The sequence below is a fragment of the Pseudomonas defluvii genome (genome assembly GCF_001695625.1).
Lineage (GTDB): Bacteria > Pseudomonadota > Gammaproteobacteria > Pseudomonadales > Pseudomonadaceae > Aquipseudomonas > Aquipseudomonas defluvii.
The window spans coordinates 17,123-42,408 of sequence record NZ_MBPN01000040.1 but is presented as its reverse complement, the minus strand read 5'-3'; the positions used below and the strand labels follow the sequence as shown (position 1 = coordinate 42,408).

Below are 25,286 nucleotides of genomic sequence, written 5' to 3'. Positions count from 1 at the left end.
GGCATCCCTGCCTGGCACCCGACTACGCACTGCCTGCGTTCGACCTCCTGAAGGGACAATTTGGCGGCGCCTGCGAGTTCAGTGCATAAAAAGCAACGCTGAAAAGCCCAAAATCTTCGCAGGCAGGCAAAACAGCGAGCCTCTGCTTGTCGGTGCGCGGAATGTCAGGCGCTGCAGGGCGTCCCTTTGCAGGGAATGGATAAGTTCGCGAGACAAGTGCCACAAATCCCCCGTTTCCCTTTACAGCGGTGCCTGTAGGCCCAGTGCCTGTGGCGTTACATCCCGTTCCTGCGGTCCCTCATCTACAAAATCCACCGGCACCTTGCCTTTGAGTTGCCAGGCGAAGGCGATGATTTCGGCGATGGTCAAGTACAGCGCTTCGGGTATACGGTCGCCCAGTTCCATCCGTGCCAGCAGTTTCACCAGGTCGGCGTTTTCATAGATGGGCACTTCGTGCTCGCGCGCCAGGGCCAGGATCGCCTCGGCCAGTGCGTCATCGCCTTTGGCCGTGAGGGTGGGCGCTTGTTGGCCGTCGTAGCTCAGGGCAATGGCCTGGCGGGGTGTTTGCTCAGTCATGCGTTTTCATCTACCCAACGTTGTTCCAGGCGTGTACGCGGCCCTTGCGGCGGCGTGCCGTGATGACAGTTCAGCTCGCCGACGCTCAGCCCCCGTGCTAGTAAACGAGTGCGCAGCTCGCTCAGCTGGCTTTCGATCAGGCGCACTGTGCTGGGCAGCTCGGCCCACAGCTGGCTCGACAGGCAGCCCTGGGCAAGCTGCGCCTGCACTTGCAACGGCCCCAGCGGGCTGAGGTCGAACGACAGCTCAATCTTCCAGAGCATTTCCAGAGGGTCGCGCTTTTCACGTTCCGGGTCGGCCTGTTGTTCAGGCGTTTCTTCGCGCTGCAGCTTGACCTGCAAGGGCATGAAGTCCTGGCCAGTGCGCAGCGGAATTTCCAGTTGCCAGGTGGTCTGCAGGGTGCCGTCGGCGGTACTGCCGGTTTGCTCCAGGCTAGCCAGTTGATGGCTTTGCAGTCGAGAGACGGCCGCCGCCGCGAGGCGCAGCACGTGCTCAAGGTCGCCTTCGCCCTCCAGGCTTTGCAACAGCCGTGAGGGCAGGGGGAAGCTGGAAGGGGTGATCCGTGCACCCACCTGGCCGAGCATGCCCAGCGCGTTGCGCAGCATGCCCGGCATGGCCTGGGACAGGGTGGTCGCTGCGGTGGCGGGGTTGAATGGAGTGCTGGTGGGCAGCCCCGGCAGTATCTGTGCGATCAGGCGTACTACCTGGGCCTTGAGGTCCGGTGCAAGGCCGCTTGGCAGGCCGTTGAGCAACTTGGCTTCCAGAAACAGGCCGCTGTTGTTCATGGCGTGGGCCAGGCCCTTCGCATCGCTGAGCTGGCGTACATCCGGCAGGCTGGCGAGCAGCGTGTCGATACGGGTACGCAATGGGGCAGGTTGTTGATCATCGCTGGCGATCCGCTGCAAGGCCGCCAGCAGGCCTGGTAATGATGCCTGGCGGGTTTGCTGGCTGCTCAGGTGTTGGGCGATTGCCAACTGGTCCTGGCGACCACTCAGCGGCATGAACGACAGCTGTTGTTCACCGCGTACGACGGCGCTGAGCAAGCTGCCCAGCGGCAGCGGGCGCGGGCTGTCCACGGCCAGCGTGGCGCCTGCCTGGACAGTATTGAGCAGGCTCACCAGTGAGCGGAACACGCTGGCCTGGCCGTTGGCCTGGGGCAGGGCCTGGCTGGTCAGTACCTTGCCTTGCAGCAGGGTGCCGACCGGCAACTGGCGGGTGTCGATCTGGGTCAATGTGGTGACAGTACTGGCCTTGGCCTGTTGCACGCCAATAGCCAGGGCCGAGGCGCTGGGCTGGCTGACGGTAAGCTGGGTGCCTTGGGCCAGCGGCTGGCTGCTGTTGGCTTGTACATTGGTTTGCCGCCCGCTGTCCTGGGTCAACTTGATCAATAGCTGGAAGTCTTGACCATTCTGCTTCAGCGAGAGAACTTCGGCGTCTGCCGTTTCGCCGGGGGCCAGCAGGCCCTGCTGAGGCTGCAAAAGCCTGAGCAGTTCGCCGGTCATGGCGGCACCGCGCGCCTGTGGATTGGCCAGTGCCTGCGTGCCGACGCTGTTGATTTCGCCTGTCATCAAGTTACAACCTGTCGAAATAGCCCTCTTTGCAGTAGGACATGGCATGTATAATGCGGCCCGAACTTTCGGGGAGCCTTGAGCTCGCGGTCTGGTGCTCTTTTGAACAGACCAGTCGGCCGCGTCACCGTTCCAGTATAACGGCCGCGCCGGGACCGACTTGAGACAGTCATCCGAACCAATAAGGCAAACCTGTGACCCCTCAACTCGAAGCGGTGGATCTGGCCTGCGAGCGCGACTGGCGAATGCTCTTCGAGCATCTCGATCTGCAGTTGGCCGCCGGCGACATGCTCCAGATCGGCGGCCCCAACGGCAGCGGTAAAACCAGCCTGTTGCGGTTGCTGGCCGGTTTGATGCGCCCGACCAGTGGCGAGATTCTGGTTCAAGGCAAGCCCTTGGCTGAGCAACGCGGCGAACTGGCCCGGCTGCTGCTGTGGATCGGCCATGCGGCGGGGATCAAGGACCTGCTGACGCCAGAGGAGAACCTTGCCTGGTTGTGTGCCTTGCACCGCCCGGCCGGGCGCGAGGCGATCTGGCAGGCACTGGCGGCGGTGGGCCTGCGTGGCTTCGAGGACGTGCCTTGTCATACCCTGTCGGCCGGTCAGCAGCGTCGCGTGGCCCTGGCCCGGTTGTACCTGGACAGCCCGCCGTTGTGGATTCTCGACGAACCGTTCACCGCGCTCGACAAGCAGGGGGTGGCCCAGCTCGAAGCGCATCTGGCACACCACTGTGAAACGGGTGGCATGGTGATCCTCACCACGCACCACACGCTGGAGCGCAAACCCTCCGGTTACCGTGAACTGAACCTGGGGCAGTGGGCCGCATGAGTGTATTTGTCCTGTTGCTGAGCCGCGAAGCGCGGCTACTGTGCCGTCGTCCGGCCGAACTGGCCAACCCCTTGGTGTTCTTCGCCATCGTCATTGCACTGTTTCCTTTGGCGGTCGGTCCTGAGACACAATTGTTGCAAACCTTGTCACCTGGGTTGGTGTGGGTGGCTGCACTTTTGTCCGTCCTGCTCTCGCTGGACGGGCTTTTTCGCAGTGATTTCGAGGATGGATCGCTGGAGCAGTGGGTCCTTTCGTCGCACCCCCTGCCTCTTCTGGTATTGGCCAAGGTGCTGGCACACTGGGCCTTTTCCGGCCTGGCACTGGTATTGTTGGCACCGCTGCTGGCCTTGATGCTCGGCTTGCCAAGTGCCAGCCTGCCCGTGCTGCTGGCATCACTTTTGCTCGGCACCCCGGTGTTGAGCCTGTTGGGCGCTGTGGGTGCGGCCCTGACAGTCGGCTTGAAACGCGGTGGCCTGCTACTGGCGCTGCTGATTCTGCCGTTGTATATCCCGGTGTTGATTTTGGGCAGTGGCGCGTTGCAGGCGTCGCTGCAAGCGATGCCGGCGACCGGTTATCTGCTCTGGCTTGGTAGCCTGACCGCCCTGGCAGTAACGTTGGCACCCTTTGCAATAGCGGCTGGCCTGAAGATCAGCGTCGGCGAATAATGAGGTCTGGGCTCGCTGCCCAGCAAAGACCCTGGATGTACCGTGATGAAAAGCAGCGCAATCAGCTGGACGTGGTTTCATAAACTGGGTTCGCCCAAGTGGTTCTATTCCATCAGTGGGCGGATGCTGCCGTGGCTGGCGATCGCCGCCGTGCTGCTGTTGACGGTCGGTGTGGTCTGGGGCCTGGCCTTTGCCCCTCAGGATTACCAACAGGGCAACAGTTTTCGCATCATCTACATCCATGTGCCTGCCGCCATGCTGGCACAGTCCTGCTATGTGATGCTGGCAGTGGCCGGCGTGGTCGGCCTGGTCTGGAAAATGAAGATCGCCGACATTGCATTGCAGTGCGCTGCGCCCATTGGCGCCTGGATGACCGCCGTGGCGCTGGTTACCGGCGCCATCTGGGGTAAGCCGACCTGGGGCAGTTGGTGGGTCTGGGATGCCCGACTGACGTCGATGCTTATCCTCCTGTTTCTGTACTTCGGTCTGATTGCCCTGGGGCAGGCGATCAGCAATCGTGAGAGCGCGGCCAAGGCCTGTGCAGTGCTGGCGATTGTCGGGGTGATCAATATCCCGATCATCAAGTATTCGGTGGAGTGGTGGAACACCCTGCACCAGGGCGCAACCTTTACCTTGACCGAGAAACCGGCGATGCCGGCGGAAATGTGGTTGCCGTTGCTGCTCACGGCACTGGGTTTCTACTGCTTCTTCGGCGCGGTACTGCTGATGCGCATGCGCCTTGAAGTACTCAAGCGCGAAGCCCGCAGCAGTTGGGTGAAAAGTGAAGTCATGAATACCCTGGGTCGGGAGTTGGCACGATGAGTTTCACCTCCTTCAGCGATTTTCTCGCCATGGGCCACCACGGCCTGTATGTCTGGTCGGCCTACGGCATTAGCTTGTTAGTGCTGGCGATCAACGTCGCGGTGCCAATCCTGGCCCGTCGCCGTTACCTGCAAGAAGAGGCGCGCCGTCTGCGCCGGGAGAGCAATCAGTGAATCCGCAACGCAAGAAGCGCCTGTTCATCATTCTCGGCCTGCTCGCCGGCCTCGGCGTTGCCGTGGCACTGGCATTGAGTGCCTTGCAGCAGAACATCAACCTGTTCTACACCCCAACCCAGATCGCCAATGGCGAGGCGCCCCTGGACACCCGTATCCGTGCGGGCGGCATGGTTGAAAAAGGTTCCCTGCAACGTTCCGGTGATTCGCTGGACGTGCGTTTTGTGGTCACCGACTTCAACAAGTCCGTGCCCATTACCTACCGCGGCATTCTTCCGGATCTGTTTCGCGAAGGGCAGGGTATTGTTGCACTCGGCAAACTGAATGCCGAAGGTGTGGTAGTGGCGGACGAAGTGCTGGCCAAGCACGATGAAAAGTACATGCCGCCAGAAGTGACCAAAGCCCTGAAGGAAAGCGGTCAGGCTGCGACTGACGCTGGCCAGGCCGGAGGCAAACCATGAACGCCGCTTTGGTAATCCCCGAACTGGGCCAATTGGCCATGATCCTGGCGCTGTGCTTTGCCTGCGTCCAGGCCAGTGTGCCATTGCTGGGTGCCTGGCGCGGTGACAGCCTGTGGATGAGCCTGGCACGGCCTGCGGCCTGGGGCCAGTTCGCATTCCTGGCCTTCGCCTTTGCCTGCCTGACCCACGCCTTCATGACCGATAACTTCTCGGTTGCCTATGTCGCCAGCAACTCCAACAGCGCCCTGCCTTGGTACTTCAAGTTCAGCGCGGTGTGGGGCGCTCACGAAGGGTCGCTGCTGCTCTGGGCGCTGATCCTCGGCGGCTGGACCTTTGCCGTGTCGATCTTCTCCCGGCAGTTGCCACAGGTGATGCTCGCCCGCGTGCTGGCGATCATGGGCATGATCAGCGTGGGCTTCATGTCGTTCCTGATCGTCACCTCCAACCCGTTCCAGCGGCTGTTGCCGCAGGTGCCGACCGATGGTCGTGACCTCAACCCGCTGTTGCAGGATGTGGGCCTGATCGTTCACCCACCCATGCTCTACATGGGCTATGTCGGTTTCTCGGTCGCGTTTGCCTTCGCCATCGCTGCGTTGCTCGGCGGTCGTCTTGATGCGGCCTGGGCGCGCTGGTCGCGGCCCTGGACCATCATCGCCTGGGCCTTTCTCGGCATTGGTATCACCCTGGGCTCCTGGTGGGCCTACTACGAGTTGGGTTGGGGCGGCTGGTGGTTCTGGGACCCGGTAGAGAACGCCTCGTTCATGCCGTGGCTGGTTGGCACTGCCCTGATCCACTCCCTGGCCGTGACTGAAAAACGCGGCGTGTTCAAGAGCTGGACGGTACTGCTGGCCATTGCCGCATTCTCGTTGAGCTTGCTGGGTACCTTCCTGGTTCGCTCGGGCGTGTTGACCTCGGTGCATGCCTTCGCTTCCGACCCGGAGCGCGGTGTGTTCATCCTGATGTTCCTGCTGTGCGTGGTCGGCGGCTCGCTGACCCTGTTCGCGCTGCGTGCGCCAGTCGTCAAGAGCCAGGTTGGCTTTGCCCTTTGGTCGCGTGAAACCCTGCTGCTGGCCAACAACCTGATACTGGTGGTCGCGGCCTCGATGATCCTGCTCGGCACGCTGTATCCGCTGGTGCTCGACGCGTTGACCGGGGCGAAGCTGTCCGTCGGCCCACCGTACTTCGATGCACTGTTCCTGCCCCTGATGGCCCTGTTGATGGTGGTGTTGGCCATAGGTGTTCTCGTGCGCTGGAAAGACACCCCCGGCAAATGGCTGCTGGGCATGCTCACCCCGGTACTGGTCGGCAGCGCCATTCTGGCGCCGATCGGCGGGCTGATCGTGGATGACTTCGATTGGCCAGTACTGACCACCTTTGCCCTGGCGGCCTGGATCGTGCTTGCCGGCGTGCGTGACCTTCTCGACAAGACCCGCCACAAGGGTGTGTTCAAGGGCATGCGAAGCCTCACCCGCAGCTACTGGGGGATGCACGTCGCTCACTTCGGCCTGGCGGTTTGCGCGCTGGGTGTGGTGCTGTCGAGCAACAACAGTGCCGAGCGCGACCTGCGCCTGGCGCCGGGCGAGTCAGTAGAACTGGCGGGCTACCACTTCATTTTCGAGGGCGCCAAGCATTTCGAGGGGCCGAACTTCACCTCCGACAAGGGCACGGTTCGGGTGGTCAAGGATGGGCGTGAGATCAGCGTCCTGCACCCGGAGAAACGCCTCTACACCGTGCAGCAATCGGTGATGACCGAAGCGGGCATCGATGCCGGCTTCACTCGCGACCTCTATGTTGCTCTCGGCGAACCGCTGGACAACGGCGCCTGGGCTGTACGGGTTCATGTCAAACCGTTCGTGCGCTGGATCTGGCTGGGCGGTCTGCTGACTGGCCTGGGTGGCCTGCTGGCCGCGTTGGATGGGCGTTATCGGGTCAAGGTGAAAAGCCGTGTACGTGAAGTACTGGGCATGTCTGGAGCAACTGCATGAAGCGTTGGATCATGGTGCTGCCGCTGGCGGTGTTTCTGCTGGTGGCGGTCTTCCTCTATCGCGGGTTGTACCTGGACCCGGCTGAACTGCCTTCGGCAATGATCGGCAAGCCGTTCCCGCATTTCTCCCTGCCAGCCGTGGAGGGCGAGAGCACCCTGACCCAGGCCGACCTGCTGGGCAAGCCGGCACTGGTCAACGTCTGGGGTACCTGGTGCGTGTCCTGCCGGGTCGAGCACCCGGTGCTGAACAAGCTGGCCGAACAGGGCGTGCGGATCTACGGGGTCAATTACAAAGACGACAATGCGGCGGCGCTGAAGTGGCTGAAGGACTTCCACAACCCGTATCAGCTCAATATCCGCGATGAGCAGGGCACCCTGGGTCTGGACCTGGGTGTATACGGCGCGCCGGAAACCTTCCTGATCGATGCCAAGGGCATCATCCGTCACAAGTTCGTGGGTGTCGTCGACGAGACTGTCTGGCGCGAGCAACTGGCGCCGTTGTACCAAGGCCTTGTCGACGAGGGCCGGCAATGAAGCGCTGGCTAGCAGCGGCCTTACTGGGCCTGAGCCTGGCCGGCGTGGCCCAGGCGGCAATTGATACCTATCAGTTTGCCGATGATGCTGAACGTGAGCGTTATCGCGACCTGACCAAGGAACTGCGTTGCCCCAAATGCCAGAACCAGGACATCGCAGACTCCAACGCACCCATTGCCGCCGACCTGCGTCGGGAAATTTTCCGGATGCTGGGCGAGGGCAAGAGTAACCAGCAGATCATCGACTTCATGGTTGACCGTTACGGTGATTTCGTCCGTTACAAACCGGCCCTGACTGCACGTACCTGGTTGCTGTGGTTCGGCCCCGGTGCACTGCTGCTGGGCGGCGTCGTGGTGCTTGCGGTGATCGTGCGCAAGCGCCGCGCCCCGGTTGTGAACGGCACCGCCGACCTTTCTCCCGAGGAGCGTGAGCGCCTCGCCAAACTGTTGGAAAAAGAACAGACCCATGACTGATTTCTGGCTTGCTGCAGGCCTGCTGTTACTGGTAGCCCTGAGCTTTTTGCTGATCCCGGTGCTGCGCGGACGTCGTGCGCAACTGGAAGAAGACCGTACCGCACTGAACGTTGCCCTGTATCAGGAGCGCGTCGCCGAGTTGCAGGCGCAACAGGCTGCCGGTGTACTTAGCGCCGAACAACTGGCGAGTGGGCGTGACGAAGCGGCCCGCGAGCTGCTCGACGATACCGAAAATGCCGAGCCTGCACGGCTGGCTCGCCTTGGCAAACCGCTGCCACTGCTGGCTGCGGTATTGGTGCCATTGATGGCCCTGGGCCTGTACCTGCATTTTGGCGCCAGTGACAAAGTGGCCCTGACCCAGGAATTTGCCCAGGCACCGCAGTCGCTGGAAGAAATGACCGCACGCCTGGAGCGCGCCGTTGCTGCCCAGCCTGATTCGGCCGAGGGCCTGTACTTCCTTGGTCGTGCCTACATGGCGCAAGAGCGTTCCGCCGATGCCGCCAAGACCTTCGAGCGTGCCGTGGGCCTGGCCGGGCGCCAGCCCGAGCTGCTCGGGCAGTGGGCGCAGGCGCTTTACTTTGCCAACGGCAAGCAGTGGACCCCGCAGCTGCAGGGGCTGACCGACGAAGCCCTCAAGGCTGATCCGCAGGAAGTCACCAGCCTTGGGCTCTTGGGTATTGCCGCGTTCGAAGGTCAGCGCTATCAACAGGCCATTGATTACTGGAACCGCCTGTTGGCGCAACTGCCTGCCGGTGATGCCTCCCGTGCGGCGCTGGAAGGCGGCGTGGCACGTGCTGCCGACAGGCTCAAGGCCAGCGGTGTTGAGCCCGTAACAACCCCTGCCGTCAGCGACAAGGCACCGGCGCGGCTCAAGGTACGGGTCGAACTGGCGGCAGCGCTGAAGGACAAGGTTCAGCCAGGTGACAGCGTGTTTATCTTTGCCCGTGCGAGCGAAGGCCCGCCCATGCCGTTGGCAGTGAAGCGGGTGACGGTGGCCCAGTTGCCCATCGAGGTCGAATTGGCGGATAGCGACGCAATGATGCCGAGCATGAAACTGTCGAACTTTCCTGAAGTCCAACTGGTTGCGCGCGTCTCTCGCGCAGGCCAGCCGACCAAGGGTGAGTGGATCGGCCGCAGTTCGCCGCTGGCCAGCAGTACCGAGGCGCAGCAGCACCTGACCATCGACAGCCCGGATCCTTAAGCGAGTAGCCTCATGAACAGCACCGTACGCCTCACCCTGATTACCCTGTTTCTGGGCTTGAGTGCGTGTACGGTGCAGCAGCCTTCGACTTACCCTGAACCGCCCATAGGGCGTCAACCACCAGGGCCGGTGATCAAGCCGACGCCGCGCCCGGGCACCGTGCCGAGCAAGCCAACCGTTACCCCTTCGCAGAAACCGATGCCGCGCACCTCGGCCAGCTTCGCACCGCCACCCGGCGGTGCCAGCCACTGGGATCCGCGCCTCGGGGTTTACGTCCTCGAAGGCCAGACCAACACCTTCTACCGACAGCGCACCTACTACCGCTGGAATAACGGCTGGAGCTGGTCGACCAGCCTCCAGGGGCCTTGGCAGGAAACCGACAGCAGCGGTGTTCCGGGTGGTCTGGGACGGGCCTTTTCCAACTAGTCCGTGCTGGCGCACAATGCGCCCTCGCGGACAGTTCTGGAGCAAGGCATGACAAAGACGGTACTGGTGCTGGTAGAAACGGTCGACGACTACCTGCACCTGCTGCGCAACAACGGTTTCAACCTGATTCTTGCGCAGACGCCAGCGCTACGGCGCGAGGCCATTGCTCGCCATGGCAGTGAAATCGATGTGGTGCTTACGCGCGGGCCGCTGGGCCTGCATGCCGATGAAATGGCGGCATTGCCACACCTGAAAATCATCTGCGTGATTGGTGCCGGCTATGAGCAGGTTGACCTTGCGGCAGCGGCAGCACGCGGTATCACCGTCACCAATGGGGCGGGCGCCAATGCATCGACGGTGGCTGACCATGCCATGGCCCTGCTGTGTGCGGTGGTTCGTGATATCCCCCGTGCCGATGCTTCAACCCGTCGTGGCGAGTGGAACCGGGTAATCAGCCCGTCGCTGGCCGGCAAGCGTCTGGGCATTCTCGGCTTGGGGGCGATTGGCCAGGCCATCGCCAAGCGTGGCGCTCTTGGTTTCGATATGCAGGTCAGTTACCACAGCCGCCAGCCACGTAGCGGCGTGCCCTACACGTACTGTGACAGTGTGCTGGCGTTGGCGCAGGCATCGGATTTTCTGGTGGTTGCCACGCCGGGTGGTGCCAGTACCCGGCACCTGATCGACGCCACGGTGCTGGAGGCATTGGGCGAAGAGGGCTTCCTGGTGAACATCGCCCGGGCCAGCGTGGTCTGTACCGCCGACCTGGTCGATGCGTTGCAGCGAAAGCGCATCGCCGGTGCTGCGCTGGACGTTTTCGATGAAGAACCTGCGGTACCTGAAGCGCTCAAGGCACTGCCGAATGTGGTGTTGACCCCGCACGTGGCCGGGCAGTCGCCGGAAGCGGCGGGTGATACGGTGCGTCTGGTGTTGCAGAACCTGCAGGCGTTCTTTTCCGGCAAGCCTGTTCTGACCCCGGTCACCGCCTGATACGCACCACGCAGTAACACGCGGGCGGGGTCAACCGTTCGCCATCAGCCAGTCTGCAAAGATCTTCGCCGCAGGCGAAGGCATCACCTGTTTGTCGTGCACCAGGTAGTCGGCCTGCCCGGTATGCACGACAAAGTCCGAAACCGCGCGGATCTGCCCACTGTCGATCCGCTCGCGCGCCATGAACTCCCAGCCCAATCCCACACCCATGCCCTGCATCACTGCATCGAACACCAGATTGACCTGGTTGAACGTCACTGCGTCAGCCGGTGCTTTGTAGCGGACGCCCTGATGGTTGAACCAGTCGTGCCAGTCCAGGCAGTTCCAGGCTGAGGCGTCCAGTTGAATCAGGGGCAAGGCCTGCAGCTCACTGAGTGAGTGCACCGCTGGCAGTGGGCGTTGGGCACTGACAATCGGATAGATGCATTCGTCAAACAGCTTGTTGGCCTGCAGCGAGCGCCAGCGGCCATGACCGTAGAGGATGCCGAAGTCGTAGTCGGCGATCACGCTCTCGCTGATCTCGTTGCTGGCGTGAATGTTCACCGTCAGTTCGGGGTGTTGTTCGTTGAAGCGCAACAGGCGCGGGAACAGCCAGTACTGCGCCACAGCGTGTGTACAGATAACGCTGACATTGCGGCTGCCATGACCGCTCTTGAGCCGCAGCACATTAGCCAGCAGGCTCTCCAGCATGGGTTCGACGATGGCATTGAAGGCGGTACCGGCCTGGGTCAGGGCAATACCGCGTGCGCGCCGCTCGAACAACGGCGCCGACAAGTGATCCTCCAGCACCTTTATTTGCTTGCTGACTGCGCTTTGCGTCAGGCATAGCTCGCTGGCAGCGCGGGTAAAGCTGCCAGTGCGGGCGACCGCTTCAAAGGCAATCAAGGTGTCGAGAGGCGGCAAGTGTCGGTTGAAGCGGCTCATGTTCCAGGCCTGCGTTTACGGAATGCCCTGATCATAAGATCGAAGGCTGACGGGGGAAAGGTATTCCATATGGGAATGGCTGCATGCCGAATGATCTTTTGTCGAGGGGCGTGTGAGCGGCTAGCCTGCGCGCATCAATCCATCAAGAGGTGTGTGCGGTGAAACGGGGTGTGGCCTATGCCGGCGTGGCCGGAGCGATGTGGGGAATGGTACTGATGGTGCCGCAGTTGTTGCCGGAGTTCAGCCCGGTGCTGCTCAGCTGCGCACGCTTCGTACTGTTCGGGGTGATTTCGCTGGTGCTTGCCATTCCCCTGCGTCAGGCCTTGCGCAAATTGACCCTGAGCGACCTGTGGATGCTCACGCGGCTATCAGTGATCGGCAACCTGATCTACTTCATTTGCCTGGTGGCCGCGATTCAGCGCCTGGGCGTGGCGCCAGCTTCGCTGATTGTCGGGGTACTGCCCTTGACTATCACCCTGTACGGTCGCCATGACAGCGGCGCAATTGCCTTGTCGCGGCTGGCCGGCCCATTAGGTTTGATCCTCGCCGGCATGCTCTGTATCAACCTGCAAACCTTCGCCGTAGAGCCGGGCGCCATGGCTGACAAGTTTATCGGTGTGCTGTACGCCTTGGGTGCGCTGCTGAGCTGGACCTGGTACGCCGTCCACAACAGCCGCTACCTGAAGCAGTCCGGGCATTTCGACAGCCACCAGTGGTCGGTGTTCTGTGGTGTGGCCACGGGCCTGTTCAGCTTGCTGCTGGTCGCTGCGATCTGGCTGTGGCAACCGGCTCAGTTGCACGTCGAGGCGCCGGCTGGCCGCTGGAGCCTGTTCTGGCTTTACAGCCTGGGCAGCGCCTTGTTTGGCTCGTGGTTGGCCGCCTTGCTGTGGAACGCCGCGTCCAAGCGGATGCCGTTGACCATGAGTGGCCAGTTGATCGTATTCGAAACGCTGTTTGCCCTGCTGTATGCCTTCATCTGGCGGCACAGCGGCCCGAGCGTGCTGGAAGCCGCCGCGATTGTGCTGGTGATTGGCGGCGTGTGCTGGTCGATGCGTCAGCATGAACCCCAGCGGGCGGTAAGCGTTGCCTGAACTGAGGGTGTTGCCGGCTTACAGATTGCCGAGATCGGCTGGGACAATGGGGGATGGTGGCACTCGTGCAGAGCGTGGATTTCCTGCGTGGGCTTTGTTTTTCAGTGCGCGAAGTAGCAAGTGCTGATGGGCCATGGATGGCCCGTCGGCGCGTCCACACGGGAGCGATGGCGTAAGGAAGGAACCCGAAGCGCAGCGTAGGGCCGGATGTCGGGACAGGGCGTTTTGCCCACTTTTGTGCCGTTCAAAAGTGGGTCGCCGTATAGAGGCGAAACCAACCGGTGGTGCCACTTCAGGGAATGGATAAGTTCGCGAGACAGGTGCCACAAATTACAAACCTGTATCGCCCCTGGTTTTTGTCGGTGCTTGCCAAACGCGCGCATTCCTGAGAAAAGGCTGCGGCAATAGCGTACGTACGTTTCAACGAGGACAAGCATGAGCAGCGAACTGCAAATTACCGATATCCAGGTGGGCGAAGGCAAGGCCGTGGTAAAGGGGGCCTTGATCACCACCCAGTACCGCGGCTTTCTCGAAGACGGCACACCGTTCGATTCTTCCTATGAGCGGGGCAAGCCGTTCCAGTGTGTCATCGGCACCGGGCGCGTGATCAAGGGCTGGGACCAGGGCCTGATGGGCATGAAGGTTGGCGGCAAGCGCAAGCTGTTCGTGCCATCTCACCTGGCCTATGGCGCACGCAAGATGGGCCCGGTGATCAAGCCTCACTCGAACCTGGTCTTCGAGATCGAATTGCTGGAAGTACTGACCCGCGACGATTGACCGCGGCCCCAGGCTGGCACGGCCATTACCCACCCGGCTGTGCCAGTGCGTGCCCACTCTACCAGCCATCTGTTTTTAGGTTTCTTGCCCCTCCTTTGAGCTGATTTTTTGTCTGTCTGTAGGACAAGATTGGTAGCATAGTGCTATCGACTTGGTCTCGTTGCTCGCGTCTTCGGACACTGGGTTCTTGCTCGGTCGACGTGTTAATGGACGATTGGCGGCAATGAGTGCAATGACCCTAGATAATTCAGATGTGATGTACAGGTTGCTGGTGCAGGGTGTGGTCGATTATGCGATCTACATGCTAAGCCCAGAGGGTACCGTGGCGAACTGGAACGCCGGTGCCGAACGCGCCAAGGGGTATCGGCAAGAGGAAATAGTCGGTCGGAATTTCGCGTGCTTTTACTCCCCGGAGGAACAGGCCGCAGGTGTGCCTCAGCGAGGGCTTGAGATCGCACGTCGTACGGGCCGCTTCGAGGCCCAGGGTTGGCGTTTTCGCAAAGACGGAAGCGCGTTCTGGGCGAACGTGGTCATCGACGCCATTTACGATGAACAGGGCGCGTTCATCGGCTTCGCCAAGGTCACCCGTGATATCACGGAGTTGCGTAACCGAGAGCAGCAACTGCTCGAGGCCAAGGAGCTGGCTGAACGTTATAGTGAACAGATGGCATCAATGTCGATGTTCCTGGATACCGTGATTGCCAATATCCCCTCCAGCGTTGTGGTTCAAGATGCCGTGACGCGGCAGATCCTGTTGGCCAACCGACAGGCTGAAACACTGTTCGATTGCCCGCACGCGGACATGGTCGGTAAACGCAGTGAGGAATGCCTGGCCCCGCAGATAAGCGAGTATTTTGAGCAACTGGCGGACATAGCCCTGCTGACCGAGGTTGCACACCGTTCTGAGGAGCAGCTTGAGACGCCGCGCGGTGTTCGCACGCTGCGCTCACGAGCACTGAGCATTCACGGCCATGAGTCAGGCAAGCGTTACCTGATGTTGATTGCCGATGACATTACTGAAGAGAACGCGGCCAACGAAAGGATTCGCTTTCTGGCGCATCACGACATCCTGACGGGCTTGCCCAACCGCGTGCAACTGCGCCAGCGGCTGAATGACGCTTTGCTTCTCGATAACCTGAAGTCCTGTGTGACAGCCACCCTTTGTCTGGACCTGGACAACTTCAAGAACGTCAACGACGCCCTCGGGCATCAATACGGCGATGAACTGCTGCGCCAGCTTGCCGAGCGATTGCGCAAGGTGTTGCGTAGCCATGACACCCTGGCCCGTCTGGGTGGGGATGAGTTTGCGGTGATTCTCCCGGGGCTTTCGAAGCCGGCTGATGCGGCGGAAGCTGCTCAACGGCTGATCGAGGCGGTAAAGCCGGAGTTCCTGATCGATGGGCACCGTGTATCAGTGGGCATCAGTGTGGGGATCGCCTTGGCGCCTGGCGATCACAGCACACCGGAAAAACTGCTGCGTTATGCTGATATGGCGTTGTATGAAGCCAAGCGCAATGGGCGTAACTGCCATGAGTTTTTCCGGTTGGACATGGATGAGGCGGCGCGTAACCGGCGCACCATCGAACTGGAACTGCGCGATGCGATTGCCAGCGAACAGTTACAGTTGTACTACCAGCCGATCACCGACCAGGACCACACGCAGGTGGTGGGCTACGAAGCGTTGATGCGTTGGCGTCATCCTGTCAACGGTCAGGTCGGGCCCTTGGATTTCATACCGATTGCCGAAGAGTCCGGCCTGATTCACGAAGTGGGAGCATTGGCGCTGAAGGAGGCGTGCCGCGAGGCCGCCAGTTGGTCGGGGCAACAGACGGTGGCGGTAAACCTGTCACCCATGCAGTTCAGAAACAGCCAGTTCGTCGCGCTGGTCGAGCATGCGCTGAAGAGCTCGGGCCTTGAACCTCATCGGCTGGAACTGGAAATCACCGAATCGGTGTTGTTGGAAAATTCGCTGGGCAACATTGAAGCCCTGCGGCAGATCAAGGCCTTGGGCGTACGTATTGCCCTGGATGATTTTGGTACGGGTTATTCGTCATTGGGCTATCTGCGCTCGTTCCCGTTTGACAGAATCAAGATCGACAAAACCTTTACTCAGGATATGGAGCGCAGCCGTGAGGCGCTGGCCATTGTCAGTGCAATCACAGGTATTGGCAGGAGCCTCGACATCCAGACCACCGCTGAAGGTGTTGAAACCCGTACCCAGTTCAAGGGCCTCGTAGAGCAAGGCTGTTCTCACTTCCAGGGTTATCTGTTTGGCCGGCCTGAGCCTGCCGAGCGGCGCCTGGAGAGCATTTCCTCACTGATCTGACGCAATGGAGACTTATCGCATGGATGCTGTTGTACAGCAGGAACCTACCGGATGCGGCATTGCCGCCTGTGCCGCCCTGGCACAGATTGATTATGGCCAGGCGCGGCAGGTGGCCAATGCGCTGGGTATCTTTGCCGAAGACCGCGCGCTGTGGTCGGACACCCACTATGTTCGCCGTCTGCTCGGCGAACTGGGTATCGTTGTGGCCCCTGAGCAGCACCCTTTTGACGGGTGGGAGGCGTTGCCCGACCGCGCCCTGTTGGCGATCAAGTGGCGGCTGGTGGCTGGCCGGCCTTTTTGGCATTGGGTTGTCTTCGTGCGCGATGCAGAGGGCTGTTTTGTGCTGGACTCAAAAAAAGCCCTCAAGCACAACCGGCGCCAGGATTTCGGGCGCATGAAGCCCAAGTGGTACATCGCCGTGCCACGTTGAGGCTGATGGCCCTTTGCCTGTTCTGTGACCGTTAGTGTGTCAGGGATGTCGAATGGGGGAATTGTTTCCCTTGTTGGCGATCTCGCCAGGTTAGTCGGGCGTGAAACAATACCCTGTGCGGCATTACGGGCAGTTGCCAAGAGGGCAGCGTACGGCCGAGGCAGGGTTCCAGGGTCGTTTTGCATCAGTTAAAGGATGAGTGTTGATGCTTTCGATTTACCACCTCAAACCGCGCTTCCAGCGCGTACTGCGTCCGTTCGTCACCCGCTTGCACCAGCGCGGTGTGACGGCCAATCAGGTCACTGTGACGGCGGCAGTTGTTTCCTTGCTCATTGGGTTGCTGGTGGCACTGTTTGCCAGCCGGGCCTGGCTGTTTGCCCTGATACCGGTGTGGATGTTCCTGCGCATGGCCCTCAATGCCGTGGATGGCATGCTGGCCCGTGAGTTCGGTCAGCAGTCCAGGCTGGGGGCTTACCTCAATGAGCTGTGCGATGTGATCGCCGACAGTGCCTTGTACCTGCCGTTTGCCCTGCTGGTTGGGGTGTCGCCATTGCTGGTGGTGTTGGTGGTGGTGTTGGCCGTGATCAGTGAATACGCCGGGGTACTGGGCCTGATGGTCGGGGCTGAACGCCGTTACGACGGGCCGATGGGCAAGAGTGACCGTGCGTTTGTTTTTGGCGTGCTGGGCGCAGGTGTCGCCAGCGGCCTGTTGAGCAGCGTCTGGATCAACGGCCTGTTGGCCCTGGTATTGGCCCTGCTCGTGTACACCATCGTCAACCGTGTCCGCCAGGGGCTGGCACAGCCTTGCACCTCCATCAATCCAACGGAATGAATCAATTGATGCGCGAAGCCCTGCAGCAGTCCTTCAGTACCCATGACAACGTCAGCCTGTTTTACCGCCACTGGCCGGCGGTTCAGCGCGATGAGGCCGCGCCTCGCCGGGCGCTGGTGCTGTTCCACCGAGGGCATGAACACGGTGGGCGGATGGCTCACCTGGCCGACGAACTGGACCTGCCGGGCTTCGATGTGTTTGCCTGGGATGCACGCGGTCATGGCGAGTCGCCAGGTGCGCGGGGCGACAGCCCTGGCTTTGCCACCAGCGTGCGCGATGTACAGACCTTCATCGAGCATATCCGTGACCAGTACGGTATTGCGGTTGACCACATGGCGGTGGTTGCGCAAAGCGTCGGTGCGGTATTGATCGCGACCTGGGTTCACGACTATGCGCCGCCAATACGTGCACTGGTTCTGGCTTCGCCGGCCTTCAAGGTCAAGCTCTATGTACCGTTTGCCCGTACGGGCCTGAAGCTCATGCGCGCCTGGCGCGGCAACTTCTTCGTCAACAGCTACGTCAAGGCCAAGTTCCTCAGCCATGACCCGCAACGCATTGCCTCTTACGAGAGCGATCCCCTGATTACCCGGCCGATTTCGGTCAACATGCTGCTGGGGCTGTATGACGCCGCCGAGCGGGTGGTGGCTGATGCGCAGTCGATCCAGACACCGACCCAGCTGCTGATCTCCGGTGCCGACTTTGTCGTGCACCGCAAACCGCAGGAGCAGTTCTTCGACCGGCTGGGCAGCGTGTGCAAGGAAAAACACATCCTGCCAGGCTTTTTCCACGACACCCTGGGGGAGCTCGAGCGCGCACAGGCTACCCAGCGTATGCGCCGTTTCATTTTGCACAACTTCGCCGAGCCCATCGTCAGGCCGTCATTGCTCGACGCCGACCAGATCGGCTGGAGCTGCGCCGAGTCCGAAGCCCTGGCCGCACCCTTGCCGCTGAACTCGCCGCGTGAACTGTATTGGCGGGCGACTCGTGCCGGGCTGAAACTGGGTGCCACGCTCAGTGCCGGGGTCAAGCTGGGTTTCGACACCGGCTTCGATTCGGGCAGTACCCTGGACTACGTCTACCGTAACCAGCCCACCGGCAACTCGCCGCTGGGCCGCCTGATCGACCGCAACTACCTGAACGCTATTGGCTGGCGCGGTATCCGTCAGCGCAAGGTGCACGTCGAGGAGCTGTTGCGCCAGGCGATGGCATCGTTGCGTGAACAGCAGCGCCCCGTGCATATCGTCGACATTGCTGCCGGGCATGGTCGCTATATCCTCGAGTCGTTGGAGCAGGGCGCGCAACGGCCTGAGTCGATCCTGCTGCGCGACTACAGCGACCTGAACGTACGTGATGGTTCGTCCCTGATCGAGCAGAAAGGGCTGGGTGATATCGCCCGCTTCGTCAAAGGCGATGCCTTCGACCGCGAGGACCTGGCCGCGCTGGAACCCAAGACCCTGGCCGTGGTTTCCGGGCTCTATGAACTGTTCGCCAGCAATGCCATGGTGAGTGATTCGCTGGCCGGTCTGGCCGCTGCAGTGGAAGAAGGGGGTTACCTGGTGTACACCGGGCAGCCTTGGCACCCGCAACTGGAATTCATTGCCCGCGCCTTGACCAGCCACCGTGAAGGGCAGGCCTGGGTGATGCGTCGGCGCAGCCAGGTTGAAATGGACCAATTGGTTGAACGTGCCGGTTTCCGCAAGGTGACCCAGCGTGTGGACGAGTGGGGTATCTTCACCGTGTCTCTGGCTCAACGGGTGTCGTGATGGCGCCTGTTGAGGCAAGGGAGGCCGGGCTGTGGAAGCGCGGTGTGCTCTGGCTGTTACTGCTCGGGCCACTGTTTTTCGCCAGTTACGGCTTCGCCAACCGGTTTACCGGCCAGCGTGATGATGTTGGCAGCCTGGTCTTTGCCTGGGAACAACACCTGCCGTTATGGCCCTGGACAATCGTGCCTTACTGGTCGATTGACCTGCTGTACGGTTTGTCATTCCTGCTACCGGCCAGTCGCCGCGAAATGGACCGGCATGGTCTGCGGCTGCTCAGTGCGCAGGTGATCTGCATTGCCTGTTTTCTTCTCTGGCCCCTGCGTTTCACCTTCGAGCGCCCGCCACTGGAAGGGACGTTCGGGCTGATGTTCGACCTGCTTATGGGCTTCGATAAACCCTTCAATCAGGCGCCTTCGCTGCACATCACCTTACTGGTCGTGCTCTGGGCCTGCTTTGCCCGGTATGCCCGTGGCGTCTGGCGCGTTCTGTTGCACGGTTGGTTCGTGCTGATTGGTCTGTCGGTCCTGACTACCTGGCAACACCATTTCATTGATGTGCCGACCGGTGTGGCCGCGGGCTTGTTCTGCCTGTGGCTCTGGCCCAGCGAGGGGCAAAGCCCCTTGCGTACGCTGCAACGGGCGACCGACCCGAAACGCCGGCTGTTGGCTGTGCGCTACGGTCTGGGCAGCGCGGTGCTGGTGGCGCTGGCCTTGACCCTGAAAGGCAGCGCACTGTGGCTACTGTGGCCGGCGCTGTCGTTGCTGTTGGTGGCGCTGAACTACGCCCTGTTCGGTGCCGAAGGCTTTCAGAAGCGTGCGGACGGGCGGCTGTCAGCCGCTGCTCAAGGGTTACTGGCGCCTTACCTGCTGGCTGCCTGGGTCAACTCCCGGGTATGGACGCGGCAGCACCCACATCCCGTTCAGGTCGCTGACAACGTCTGGCTTGGGCGAATTCCAGCCGCAGGGCAGGCCCAGCCGTTTGCTGCGATCGTAGACCTGTGTGCGGAATTGCCGGTCGACAGCCGTGGCAAGGCCTATCGCAGCTTCCCGGTGCTCGACCTGACGGCGCCAAGCGCAGCCCGCTGCGAGGCGGCGGCGCAGGCCATCGAGGCCTTGCGCCAGCAGGGGCCGGTACTGGTGTGCTGTGCGCTGGGTTACTCGCGCAGCGCAACGGCAGTGGCGGCCTGGTTGTTGTACACCCGCCGTTGCCGCGACATCGACAGCGCCCTGGCCTGTGTGCGCAAGGCACGACCGCAGGTGGTGCTGGCCCAGGCTCAGCGCCAGGCCCTTATACCTCTTGCAACGGTGGTGTCCGATGGCTACTGAGATGCACCTGAAGCTGGTCGTCAACCTGCTGCGCCGAGGGCGTGACCTGGACCGGTTTTCCACGGTGCTGACGGGGGTGGCGTTGCTTGTCGGGTTGGCGCCGTTGTTTGGGGTTGCACCTTCGTTGTTTGCTGCGCTGCTGGCCGGAGCCTTGCTGTTCTGTGGGTTGGTACAAAAGTACTTCGCCCTGCGGGTTGCCTTGGATGCCGACCTGTTCACCTGCCTGGCACAGCCGCCACAAGCCTTTGACCTGAAGGCCGAGGCCCTTGATAGCGCACTGTACGAGCTGGGCTTGCAGCCCGCGGCAACGGGTTCCAGAAGCCTGCTTGAACGTAGCCGGGGCGCATTGCGCTTGCTTCGGTTCCAGGCGTTATGGGTGTGTGCGCAATGCCTGATCGTGTTCCTGGCGTGCCTGTGCATGCCGTGGCTTTCCCTCATCGCGTAAGGAATTCTCGATGCTTGTTTCTCTGGTTGCCTTCGCCATAACCTCCGGTGCGCGGCTGCTGACCGGCGCACGTGCACTGTGGCTGGGGTGTAGCCCTGAGCCGGTGCAACGTATCTATTTTGCCAACCACAGCAGTCACGGTGACTTCGTGCTGTTCTGGGCCTCGCTGCCCGCCCATTTGCGTCAGCGTACCCGCCCTGTGGCCGGTGCCGATTACTGGCTAACCGGGCGGTTGCGGCGTTTCCTGATCCAGCGGGTGTTCAACGGCGTGCTGATTGACCGCCAGCATGCGCTTCCAGATAGCCAGCCGTTGCAGGCGATGCTTGATGCGCTGGAGCAGGGTGACTCACTGATCCTGTTCCCTGAGGGCACGCGCAACCTTAGCGATGAAACCTTGCTGCCGTTCAAAAGTGGCCTGTACCACCTGGCGCGGCAACGGCCAGACATCGAGATCATTCCGGTGTGGATCGCCAACCTCAACCGTGTGATGCCCAAAGGCCGGGTGTTGCCGTTGCCACTGTTATGCACCTTGAACTTCGGCGAACCGATTTCGCTGGCGGCGGATGAGAGCAAGGCCATGTTCCTTGAACGATCACGGGACGCCTTGTTGGCCCTGGCAAAGGAGGGGGTCTGAAATGGACAGCACAACACTGCAACTGTTTGCCGGTATTGGCGGCATTCTGGTCCTGGCCACGGTCGTCGGCCAACTCCTGAAATGGCGGGCTTCGGCACCGAACCCGGTGATCGACAACCTTAATGCCCGCATCAATGCCTGGTGGGTGATGGTCGCGGTGATCGGCATCGCCTTCATGATCGGTCAGGTCGGCGTGATCCTGCTGTTCTATGGCGTGTCGTTCTATGCCCTGCGCGAGTTCATGACCCTGACGCCTACCCGGCGAAGCGACTATCCGGCGCTGGTGGCCGCGTTCTACTTTGCCTTGCCGGTGCAGTACCTGTTGATCGGGATGGACTGGTACGGGCTGTTCTCGATCTTCATCCCGGTCTACCTGTTCCTGCTGATGCCGATCCTGTCGTCACTGGGCGGCGACACCACGCACTTTCTGGAGCGCACCTCGAAAGTCCAATGGGGCCTGACGATTGCGGTCTACTGCGTGTCCGCCGTGCCCGCGTTGCTGACCCTGGATATTCCAGGCTATGAGGGGCGCAACCTGTTGCTGATCGCCTGGCTGATCCTGGTGGTGCAGCTGTCGGACGTGTTGCAGTACGTCTGCGGCAAGCTGTGGGGCAAGCACAAGATTGCGCCCAACCTGTCGCCGTCGAAAACCACCGAGGGCTTCTTCGGCGGCATCGCGCTGGCGACCCTGATCGGTGCGGCGCTGTACTGGATTACCCCGTTTGCGCCCTGGCAGGCCGCGCTGCTTGCGTTGGTGGTGTGCCTGCTGGGCTTTGCCGGTGGCCTGGTGATGTCGGCCATCAAGCGTGATCGTGGCGTCAAGGACTGGGGGCACATGATCGAAGGCCACGGCGGCATGCTCGACCGGCTGGATTCCGTCTGTTTTGCCGCCCCGGTGTTTTTCCACCTGGTGCGCTACGGCTGGAGTTGAACCGGCCATTGGCCATTCAATTCATCGGCGGTAAACGGCGCTTGACCGGGGTCTTCTTGACGATGGCGGTGTTGGTCTCGGCATGGCTGTTGAGGCGGTCGAGCAGGGTGTCGAGTTGCTCCATCGAGCGCACATGCAGGCGGGCAATGAAGCAGTCGTCCCCCGTGACCTTGTCGCATTCAGTGAATTCGGGGATGGCCTGGATCTGCCGTTCGACCTCCTGCAACTGACCGGGCAGAGGGCGGATACGTACGATGGCCTGCAACTGGTAGCCAAAACTGCGTGGGTCGACATCCACCGTATAGCCCTTCAGTACGCCGCGCTCTTCCAGGCGGCGCAGGCGCTCACTGACACTCGGCGCCGACAGCCCGCTGAGCTGGGCCAGGGCCTTGAGCGAGCGTCGAGAGTCTTCCATCAGGGCGTTGATCAGCAGTTGGTCGATGTCGTCAGTCATATCCGCCTCGTTAGGCAAAAAGGAAAAAGTGCCTTGATAAAAAAGGTTAACGCCAAGTTTAGCCTGCTTTTTCCGCTGGAATGGCCACCTCGGCGCTCGTCATACTTTGTCCATCGTATCGGAGGTGAGTGATGGACAGTTCAATACGTCGTGGGTCGCTGGAAATGGTCGCCGCCATGTTGATTTCGGGGACCATCGGTTGGTTTGTGCTGGTGTCCGGGCAACCGGTGCTGGATGTCGTGTTCTGGCGTTGCGTGTTCGGTGCCGGCACCTTGCTGGTGATTTGCGCGCTGTTCGGTTTCCTGCGCCCGGGTATCCTCAGTCGGGCTACCTTCGCCTTGGCGGTGCTCAGTGGCGTGGCCATCGTCGGCAACTGGGTGTTGCTGTTCGCCTCCTATTCGCGGGCGTCGATTGCCATTGGTACAGCGGTGTACAACGTCCAGCCGTTCATGCTGGTGGCACTGGCTGCAGTGTTTCTCGGCGAGAAAATTACCCTGCCGAAAGTGTTCTGGTTGAGCATTGCCTTTGCCGGCATGCTGGCGATTGTCAGCGCTCATGGCGCTCAGCAAGGTTCGGGGGAAGACTACCTGGCGGGGATTGGCCTGGCCTTGGGGGCAGCATTCTTGTATGCCGTCGCCGCGTTGATCATCAAGCGTCTGAGCGGCACGCCACCGCACCTGATCGCGTTGATTCAGGTCGGCACCGGCGTGTTGCTGCTGGCGCCCTGGGCCAACACCAGCGGGTTGCCGCACGAAGCGAGCGAGCTGGCCAGCCTGGTGACATTGGGCATGGTTCACACCGGGCTGATGTACGTGCTGCTGTACGGCGCCATTCAAAAACTGCCAACCGCCCTGACTGGCGCCTTGTCGTTCATCTACCCGATTGCGGCGATCTTCGTCGACTGGCTGGCCTTTGACCATCGCCTGAGCCTGCTGCAGTGGCTAGGTGTCGCCGCGATCTTGCTGGCGGCGGCCGGTATGCAGCAGGGCTGGTGGTTCAAGCCGGCAAGGCCTGCGCCCAGGGTGGGGGAGTCGGGTTAGAATAGGCCGCTTTACAGCCTCGATCCTTGCCATGACTTCTGTTATCGACACCCTGCGCGAACACCTGCTCGACGCCCTCAACCCCGCTCCGGCGGAAACCCGGCGCCTGTTCCATGGCCGCGGTCGCTGCTGGCCGGGGCTTGAGCAGATCACCGTCGACTGGTTGCAGGGCGTGTTGTTGGTGTCATTGTTTCGCGAACCGCCTGAGGGCCAGTTGCCGGCCCTCGAGCAGATGCTGCTGGCGCTGGCGGCAGGCCCGCAGTGGCCCGGGCAGGCGATTCTGATTCAACACCGCTATCTGCCGGACAGCCCGGGGCATTGGTTGCTGGGTACACCGAGCGAGCATTGGCTGATCGACGAAGACGGCCTGCGCTACAAGCTCGACCTGGGCCTGAAGCAGAACACCGGGCTGTTTCTCGACATGCGCCATGGCCGTCGTTGGGTACGTGAACAGGCGGCGGGCAAGCGCGTCTTGAACCTGTTTGCCTATACCTGCGGCTTTTCCGTGGCGGCGATTGCCGGTGGCGCCGAACAGGTGGTCAACCTCGACATGGCCAAGGCCGCCTTGAGCCGTGGGCGCGAGAACCACCGGTTGAATGAGCATGAACTGGCGCGGGTAAGCTTCCTCGGCCACGAGTTGTTCAAGTCCTGGGGCAAGGTGCGCAAGGGCGGCCCCTATGACCTGATCATCATCGACCCGCCGACCTTCCAGCGTGGCAGCTTTGTCCTGACCCACGACTACAGCAAGATCCTGCGCCGCTTGCCGGAACTGCTGACGGAGCAGGGCGTGGTGCTGGCGTGCGTCAACGACCCGGCCATTGGCCCTGAGTTTCTCATCGAGGGCATGGCCGCCGAAGCGCCACAACTGCATTTCGTCGAGCGCCTGAGCAACCCGCCGGAGTTTCCCGACAACGATCCGGCGGGTGGCCTCAAGGCACTGGTGTTTACCCGAGGCGTCTAGTGGTTTTGCGCGTCACGGTGCGCGTTCAGGTTGTGGCTTTCGATGCCGTCGAGCACGGCATCGACCAGCCCTTTGGCCATTTGCACGGAATGCAGCGTGCTCCAGGCAAAGCCACGGCCCGTTTCGTCGGTGTACTGCACGGCCTGAGGGCACGTATCGATGGCGCACTTGAGGAAAAGCGCCGCATGGACCAGTGCGTCTTCAGCACTGATGCCCGGTCGCACGGTAAACAACGGCGGGTGGCCTTCGCACTCGCCAAAGGTGGTTTCGGCTGTTTTGGCGAAAAGAAACGCGGGGGGATCGGGGACGATTTTTTTCACGATGAACTCCTGTATTGAACTGGAGCTACCACCTGAATCGTCGCCAAACGAAAGGGTGGCAGCTGTACGCAGGTTGGCGAACCGGTCAACACAGGAAATCCGGCAGGGCCGAAGCCCTCCCGCGCACAGCCACCATAAAAACGACGCAGACGTCTAACACGCCAACCATCGAAATCGGGGCATCTCTGCATATATTCCCGGGTCGCCAAACCCGATCGCTGAAACGTCAGCGACCGTTCGAGACTACGTGCGAAGCGCTTCCCCGTGCAATCACTCGAGGTGGACAGAGGTTGTAGGATAATTCCTATGGCTGGGTTCAGCCAATAAGGTGAGAGG

General features: G+C 61.5%; 28 protein-coding genes. 23 read left to right on the top strand and 5 right to left on the bottom strand.

The window, feature by feature from the left end; genetic code table 11:
* Positions 1-240: 240 nt before the first annotated feature.
* Positions 241-576 (bottom strand): EscU/YscU/HrcU family type III secretion system export apparatus switch protein, encoded by a 336-nt coding sequence (locus tag EKA13_RS13250; protein WP_065759852.1) that lies wholly within the window; start codon positions 574-576, stop codon positions 241-243.
* A complete protein-coding gene (gene fliK, locus EKA13_RS13245; RefSeq protein WP_065759851.1) occupies positions 573-2,144 on the bottom strand; it encodes a flagellar hook-length control protein FliK in 1,572 nt (523 codons plus the stop codon). Before fliK ends, EKA13_RS13250 begins: the two co-directional genes overlap by 4 nt.
* 194 nt (positions 2,145-2,338) lie before the next feature.
* On the opposite strand from fliK, the gene ccmA reads away from it, so the two are divergent.
* From ccmA to EKA13_RS13190, 11 genes are read left to right on the top strand one after another with little or no spacing between them, the layout of a single operon-like run.
* On the top strand, positions 2,339-2,971 hold the full coding sequence (gene ccmA / locus EKA13_RS13240) for a cytochrome c biogenesis heme-transporting ATPase CcmA (RefSeq protein ID WP_065759850.1): 633 nt from the start codon (positions 2,339-2,341) through the stop codon (positions 2,969-2,971).
* Complete coding sequence (gene ccmB, locus EKA13_RS13235) at positions 2,968-3,636, top strand: heme exporter protein CcmB (RefSeq protein ID WP_065759853.1); 669 nt, start codon at positions 2,968-2,970, stop codon at positions 3,634-3,636. The genes ccmA and ccmB overlap by 4 nt, the downstream gene beginning before the upstream one ends.
* A gap of 45 nt (positions 3,637-3,681) precedes the next feature.
* Positions 3,682-4,458 carry a heme ABC transporter permease gene (locus EKA13_RS13230; RefSeq protein WP_065759849.1) on the top strand — a complete coding sequence of 259 codons (777 nt, stop codon included), beginning with the start codon at positions 3,682-3,684 and terminating at the stop codon, positions 4,456-4,458.
* Positions 4,455-4,631, top strand: a complete 177-nt coding sequence (gene ccmD / locus EKA13_RS13225) for a heme exporter protein CcmD (protein WP_065759848.1) — start codon at positions 4,455-4,457, stop codon at positions 4,629-4,631. The genes EKA13_RS13230 and ccmD overlap by 4 nt, the downstream gene beginning before the upstream one ends.
* Positions 4,628-5,092, top strand: coding sequence for a cytochrome c maturation protein CcmE (gene ccmE / locus EKA13_RS13220; RefSeq protein WP_065759847.1), 465 nt, complete (start codon positions 4,628-4,630; stop codon positions 5,090-5,092). The genes ccmD and ccmE overlap by 4 nt, the downstream gene beginning before the upstream one ends.
* A complete protein-coding gene (locus EKA13_RS13215) occupies positions 5,089-7,077 on the top strand; it encodes a heme lyase CcmF/NrfE family subunit (protein WP_065759846.1) in 1,989 nt (662 codons plus the stop codon). The genes ccmE and EKA13_RS13215 overlap by 4 nt, the downstream gene beginning before the upstream one ends.
* A complete protein-coding gene (locus tag EKA13_RS13210) occupies positions 7,074-7,610 on the top strand; it encodes a DsbE family thiol:disulfide interchange protein (protein WP_065759845.1) in 537 nt (178 codons plus the stop codon). The genes EKA13_RS13215 and EKA13_RS13210 overlap by 4 nt, the downstream gene beginning before the upstream one ends.
* Positions 7,607-8,083 (top strand): cytochrome c-type biogenesis protein, encoded by a 477-nt coding sequence (locus EKA13_RS13205; RefSeq protein WP_065759844.1) that lies wholly within the window; start codon positions 7,607-7,609, stop codon positions 8,081-8,083. The genes EKA13_RS13210 and EKA13_RS13205 overlap by 4 nt, the downstream gene beginning before the upstream one ends.
* Positions 8,076-9,284 (top strand): c-type cytochrome biogenesis protein CcmI, encoded by a 1,209-nt coding sequence (gene ccmI, locus EKA13_RS13200; RefSeq protein ID WP_065759843.1) that lies wholly within the window; start codon positions 8,076-8,078, stop codon positions 9,282-9,284. Before EKA13_RS13205 ends, ccmI begins: the two co-directional genes overlap by 8 nt.
* 12 nt (positions 9,285-9,296) lie before the next feature.
* The gene (locus EKA13_RS13195; protein ID WP_065759842.1) at positions 9,297-9,710 is read left to right on the top strand and encodes a hypothetical protein; all 414 of its coding nucleotides are present in this window, start codon (positions 9,297-9,299) and stop codon (positions 9,708-9,710) included.
* Between the two features lie 48 nt (positions 9,711-9,758).
* The gene (locus tag EKA13_RS13190; protein ID WP_065759841.1) at positions 9,759-10,697 is read left to right on the top strand and encodes a 2-hydroxyacid dehydrogenase; all 939 of its coding nucleotides are present in this window, start codon (positions 9,759-9,761) and stop codon (positions 10,695-10,697) included.
* Between the two features lie 30 nt (positions 10,698-10,727).
* Here the strand turns inward: EKA13_RS13190 and EKA13_RS13185 are convergent, their stop codons facing one another.
* Entirely contained in the window at positions 10,728-11,621 is an 894-nt protein-coding gene (locus EKA13_RS13185) for a LysR substrate-binding domain-containing protein (protein WP_065759840.1), read from the bottom strand.
* A 158-nt stretch (positions 11,622-11,779) separates the two neighbouring features.
* On the opposite strand from EKA13_RS13185, the gene EKA13_RS13180 reads away from it, so the two are divergent.
* The 10 genes from EKA13_RS13180 (at position 11,780) to EKA13_RS13135 (ending at position 22,175) form a co-directional block, all read left to right on the top strand.
* A complete protein-coding gene (locus tag EKA13_RS13180; protein ID WP_065759839.1) occupies positions 11,780-12,712 on the top strand; it encodes a DMT family transporter in 933 nt (310 codons plus the stop codon).
* Between the two features lie 435 nt (positions 12,713-13,147).
* Positions 13,148-13,489: an FKBP-type peptidyl-prolyl cis-trans isomerase gene (locus EKA13_RS13175; RefSeq protein ID WP_065759838.1), complete on the top strand. Its 342-nt coding sequence runs from the start codon at positions 13,148-13,150 to the stop codon at positions 13,487-13,489.
* Between the two features lie 232 nt (positions 13,490-13,721).
* A complete protein-coding gene (locus EKA13_RS13170; protein WP_065759837.1) occupies positions 13,722-15,815 on the top strand; it encodes a putative bifunctional diguanylate cyclase/phosphodiesterase in 2,094 nt (697 codons plus the stop codon).
* A gap of 19 nt (positions 15,816-15,834) precedes the next feature.
* Entirely contained in the window at positions 15,835-16,245 is a 411-nt protein-coding gene (locus EKA13_RS13165; protein ID WP_065759836.1) for a hypothetical protein, read from the top strand.
* A gap of 205 nt (positions 16,246-16,450) precedes the next feature.
* Complete coding sequence (locus EKA13_RS13160; protein ID WP_065759835.1) at positions 16,451-17,077, top strand: CDP-alcohol phosphatidyltransferase family protein; 627 nt, start codon at positions 16,451-16,453, stop codon at positions 17,075-17,077.
* 8 nt (positions 17,078-17,085) lie between these two features.
* The gene (locus tag EKA13_RS13155; protein ID WP_065759834.1) at positions 17,086-18,840 is read left to right on the top strand and encodes a bifunctional alpha/beta hydrolase/class I SAM-dependent methyltransferase; all 1,755 of its coding nucleotides are present in this window, start codon (positions 17,086-17,088) and stop codon (positions 18,838-18,840) included.
* Positions 18,840-20,165, top strand: a complete 1,326-nt coding sequence (locus EKA13_RS13150; RefSeq protein ID WP_065759833.1) for a phosphatase PAP2/dual specificity phosphatase family protein — start codon at positions 18,840-18,842, stop codon at positions 20,163-20,165. Before EKA13_RS13155 ends, EKA13_RS13150 begins: the two co-directional genes overlap by 1 nt.
* Positions 20,155-20,610 carry a hypothetical protein gene (locus EKA13_RS13145; RefSeq protein WP_065759832.1) on the top strand — a complete coding sequence of 152 codons (456 nt, stop codon included), beginning with the start codon at positions 20,155-20,157 and terminating at the stop codon, positions 20,608-20,610. The genes EKA13_RS13150 and EKA13_RS13145 overlap by 11 nt, the downstream gene beginning before the upstream one ends.
* Before the next feature lie 10 nt (positions 20,611-20,620).
* A complete protein-coding gene (locus EKA13_RS13140; protein WP_065759831.1) occupies positions 20,621-21,244 on the top strand; it encodes a lysophospholipid acyltransferase family protein in 624 nt (207 codons plus the stop codon).
* Between the two features lies 1 nt (position 21,245).
* Entirely contained in the window at positions 21,246-22,175 is a 930-nt protein-coding gene (locus EKA13_RS13135) for a phosphatidate cytidylyltransferase (protein ID WP_065759830.1), read from the top strand.
* A 16-nt stretch (positions 22,176-22,191) separates the two neighbouring features.
* Here EKA13_RS13135 and EKA13_RS13130 read toward each other — a convergent pair whose 3' ends face one another.
* A complete protein-coding gene (locus EKA13_RS13130; RefSeq protein ID WP_065759829.1) occupies positions 22,192-22,629 on the bottom strand; it encodes an Lrp/AsnC family transcriptional regulator in 438 nt (145 codons plus the stop codon).
* A 131-nt stretch (positions 22,630-22,760) separates the two neighbouring features.
* Here EKA13_RS13130 and EKA13_RS13125 point away from each other — a divergent pair, with 131 nt between their 5' ends.
* Both EKA13_RS13125 and EKA13_RS13120 read left to right on the top strand, forming a co-directional pair.
* Positions 22,761-23,669: a DMT family transporter gene (locus tag EKA13_RS13125; RefSeq protein WP_065759828.1), complete on the top strand. Its 909-nt coding sequence runs from the start codon at positions 22,761-22,763 to the stop codon at positions 23,667-23,669.
* Between the two features lie 31 nt (positions 23,670-23,700).
* Entirely contained in the window at positions 23,701-24,630 is a 930-nt protein-coding gene (locus tag EKA13_RS13120) for a class I SAM-dependent methyltransferase (RefSeq protein ID WP_065759827.1), read from the top strand.
* Here EKA13_RS13120 and EKA13_RS13115 read toward each other — a convergent pair.
* Entirely contained in the window at positions 24,627-24,953 is a 327-nt protein-coding gene (locus EKA13_RS13115; protein ID WP_065759826.1) for a DUF3077 domain-containing protein, read from the bottom strand. The two genes, EKA13_RS13120 and EKA13_RS13115, sit on opposite strands and share 4 nt — an antisense overlap.
* Between the last annotated feature and the right edge of the window lie 333 nt (positions 24,954-25,286).

Excerpts from the sequence above, each read along its gene's own strand:
- EKA13_RS13250 (WP_065759852.1), bottom strand. The coding sequence starts at position 576 with ATGACTGAGCAAACACCCCGCCAGGCCATTGCCCTGAGCTACGACGGC.
- fliK (WP_065759851.1), bottom strand. The coding sequence starts at position 2,144 with ATGACAGGCGAAATCAACAGCGTCGGCACGCAGGCACTGGCCAATCCA.
- ccmB (WP_065759853.1), top strand. The coding sequence starts at position 2,968 with ATGAGTGTATTTGTCCTGTTGCTGAGCCGCGAAGCGCGGCTACTGTGC.
- EKA13_RS13230 (WP_065759849.1), top strand. The coding sequence starts at position 3,682 with ATGAAAAGCAGCGCAATCAGCTGGACGTGGTTTCATAAACTGGGTTCG.
- ccmD (WP_065759848.1), top strand. The coding sequence starts at position 4,455 with ATGAGTTTCACCTCCTTCAGCGATTTTCTCGCCATGGGCCACCACGGC.
- EKA13_RS13215 (WP_065759846.1), top strand. The coding sequence starts at position 5,089 with ATGAACGCCGCTTTGGTAATCCCCGAACTGGGCCAATTGGCCATGATC.
- EKA13_RS13210 (WP_065759845.1), top strand. The coding sequence starts at position 7,074 with ATGAAGCGTTGGATCATGGTGCTGCCGCTGGCGGTGTTTCTGCTGGTG.
- EKA13_RS13205 (WP_065759844.1), top strand. The coding sequence starts at position 7,607 with ATGAAGCGCTGGCTAGCAGCGGCCTTACTGGGCCTGAGCCTGGCCGGC.
- ccmI (WP_065759843.1), top strand. The coding sequence starts at position 8,076 with ATGACTGATTTCTGGCTTGCTGCAGGCCTGCTGTTACTGGTAGCCCTG.
- EKA13_RS13195 (WP_065759842.1), top strand. The coding sequence starts at position 9,297 with ATGAACAGCACCGTACGCCTCACCCTGATTACCCTGTTTCTGGGCTTG.
- EKA13_RS13190 (WP_065759841.1), top strand. The coding sequence starts at position 9,759 with ATGACAAAGACGGTACTGGTGCTGGTAGAAACGGTCGACGACTACCTG.
- EKA13_RS13185 (WP_065759840.1), bottom strand. The coding sequence starts at position 11,621 with ATGAGCCGCTTCAACCGACACTTGCCGCCTCTCGACACCTTGATTGCC.
- EKA13_RS13175 (WP_065759838.1), top strand. The coding sequence starts at position 13,148 with ATGAGCAGCGAACTGCAAATTACCGATATCCAGGTGGGCGAAGGCAAG.
- EKA13_RS13170 (WP_065759837.1), top strand. The coding sequence starts at position 13,722 with ATGACCCTAGATAATTCAGATGTGATGTACAGGTTGCTGGTGCAGGGT.
- EKA13_RS13165 (WP_065759836.1), top strand. The coding sequence starts at position 15,835 with ATGGATGCTGTTGTACAGCAGGAACCTACCGGATGCGGCATTGCCGCC.
- EKA13_RS13160 (WP_065759835.1), top strand. The coding sequence starts at position 16,451 with ATGCTTTCGATTTACCACCTCAAACCGCGCTTCCAGCGCGTACTGCGT.
- EKA13_RS13155 (WP_065759834.1), top strand. The coding sequence starts at position 17,086 with ATGCGCGAAGCCCTGCAGCAGTCCTTCAGTACCCATGACAACGTCAGC.
- EKA13_RS13150 (WP_065759833.1), top strand. The coding sequence starts at position 18,840 with ATGGCGCCTGTTGAGGCAAGGGAGGCCGGGCTGTGGAAGCGCGGTGTG.
- EKA13_RS13145 (WP_065759832.1), top strand. The coding sequence starts at position 20,155 with ATGGCTACTGAGATGCACCTGAAGCTGGTCGTCAACCTGCTGCGCCGA.
- EKA13_RS13140 (WP_065759831.1), top strand. The coding sequence starts at position 20,621 with ATGCTTGTTTCTCTGGTTGCCTTCGCCATAACCTCCGGTGCGCGGCTG.
- EKA13_RS13135 (WP_065759830.1), top strand. The coding sequence starts at position 21,246 with ATGGACAGCACAACACTGCAACTGTTTGCCGGTATTGGCGGCATTCTG.
- EKA13_RS13130 (WP_065759829.1), bottom strand. The coding sequence starts at position 22,629 with ATGACTGACGACATCGACCAACTGCTGATCAACGCCCTGATGGAAGAC.
- EKA13_RS13125 (WP_065759828.1), top strand. The coding sequence starts at position 22,761 with ATGGACAGTTCAATACGTCGTGGGTCGCTGGAAATGGTCGCCGCCATG.
- EKA13_RS13120 (WP_065759827.1), top strand. The coding sequence starts at position 23,701 with ATGACTTCTGTTATCGACACCCTGCGCGAACACCTGCTCGACGCCCTC.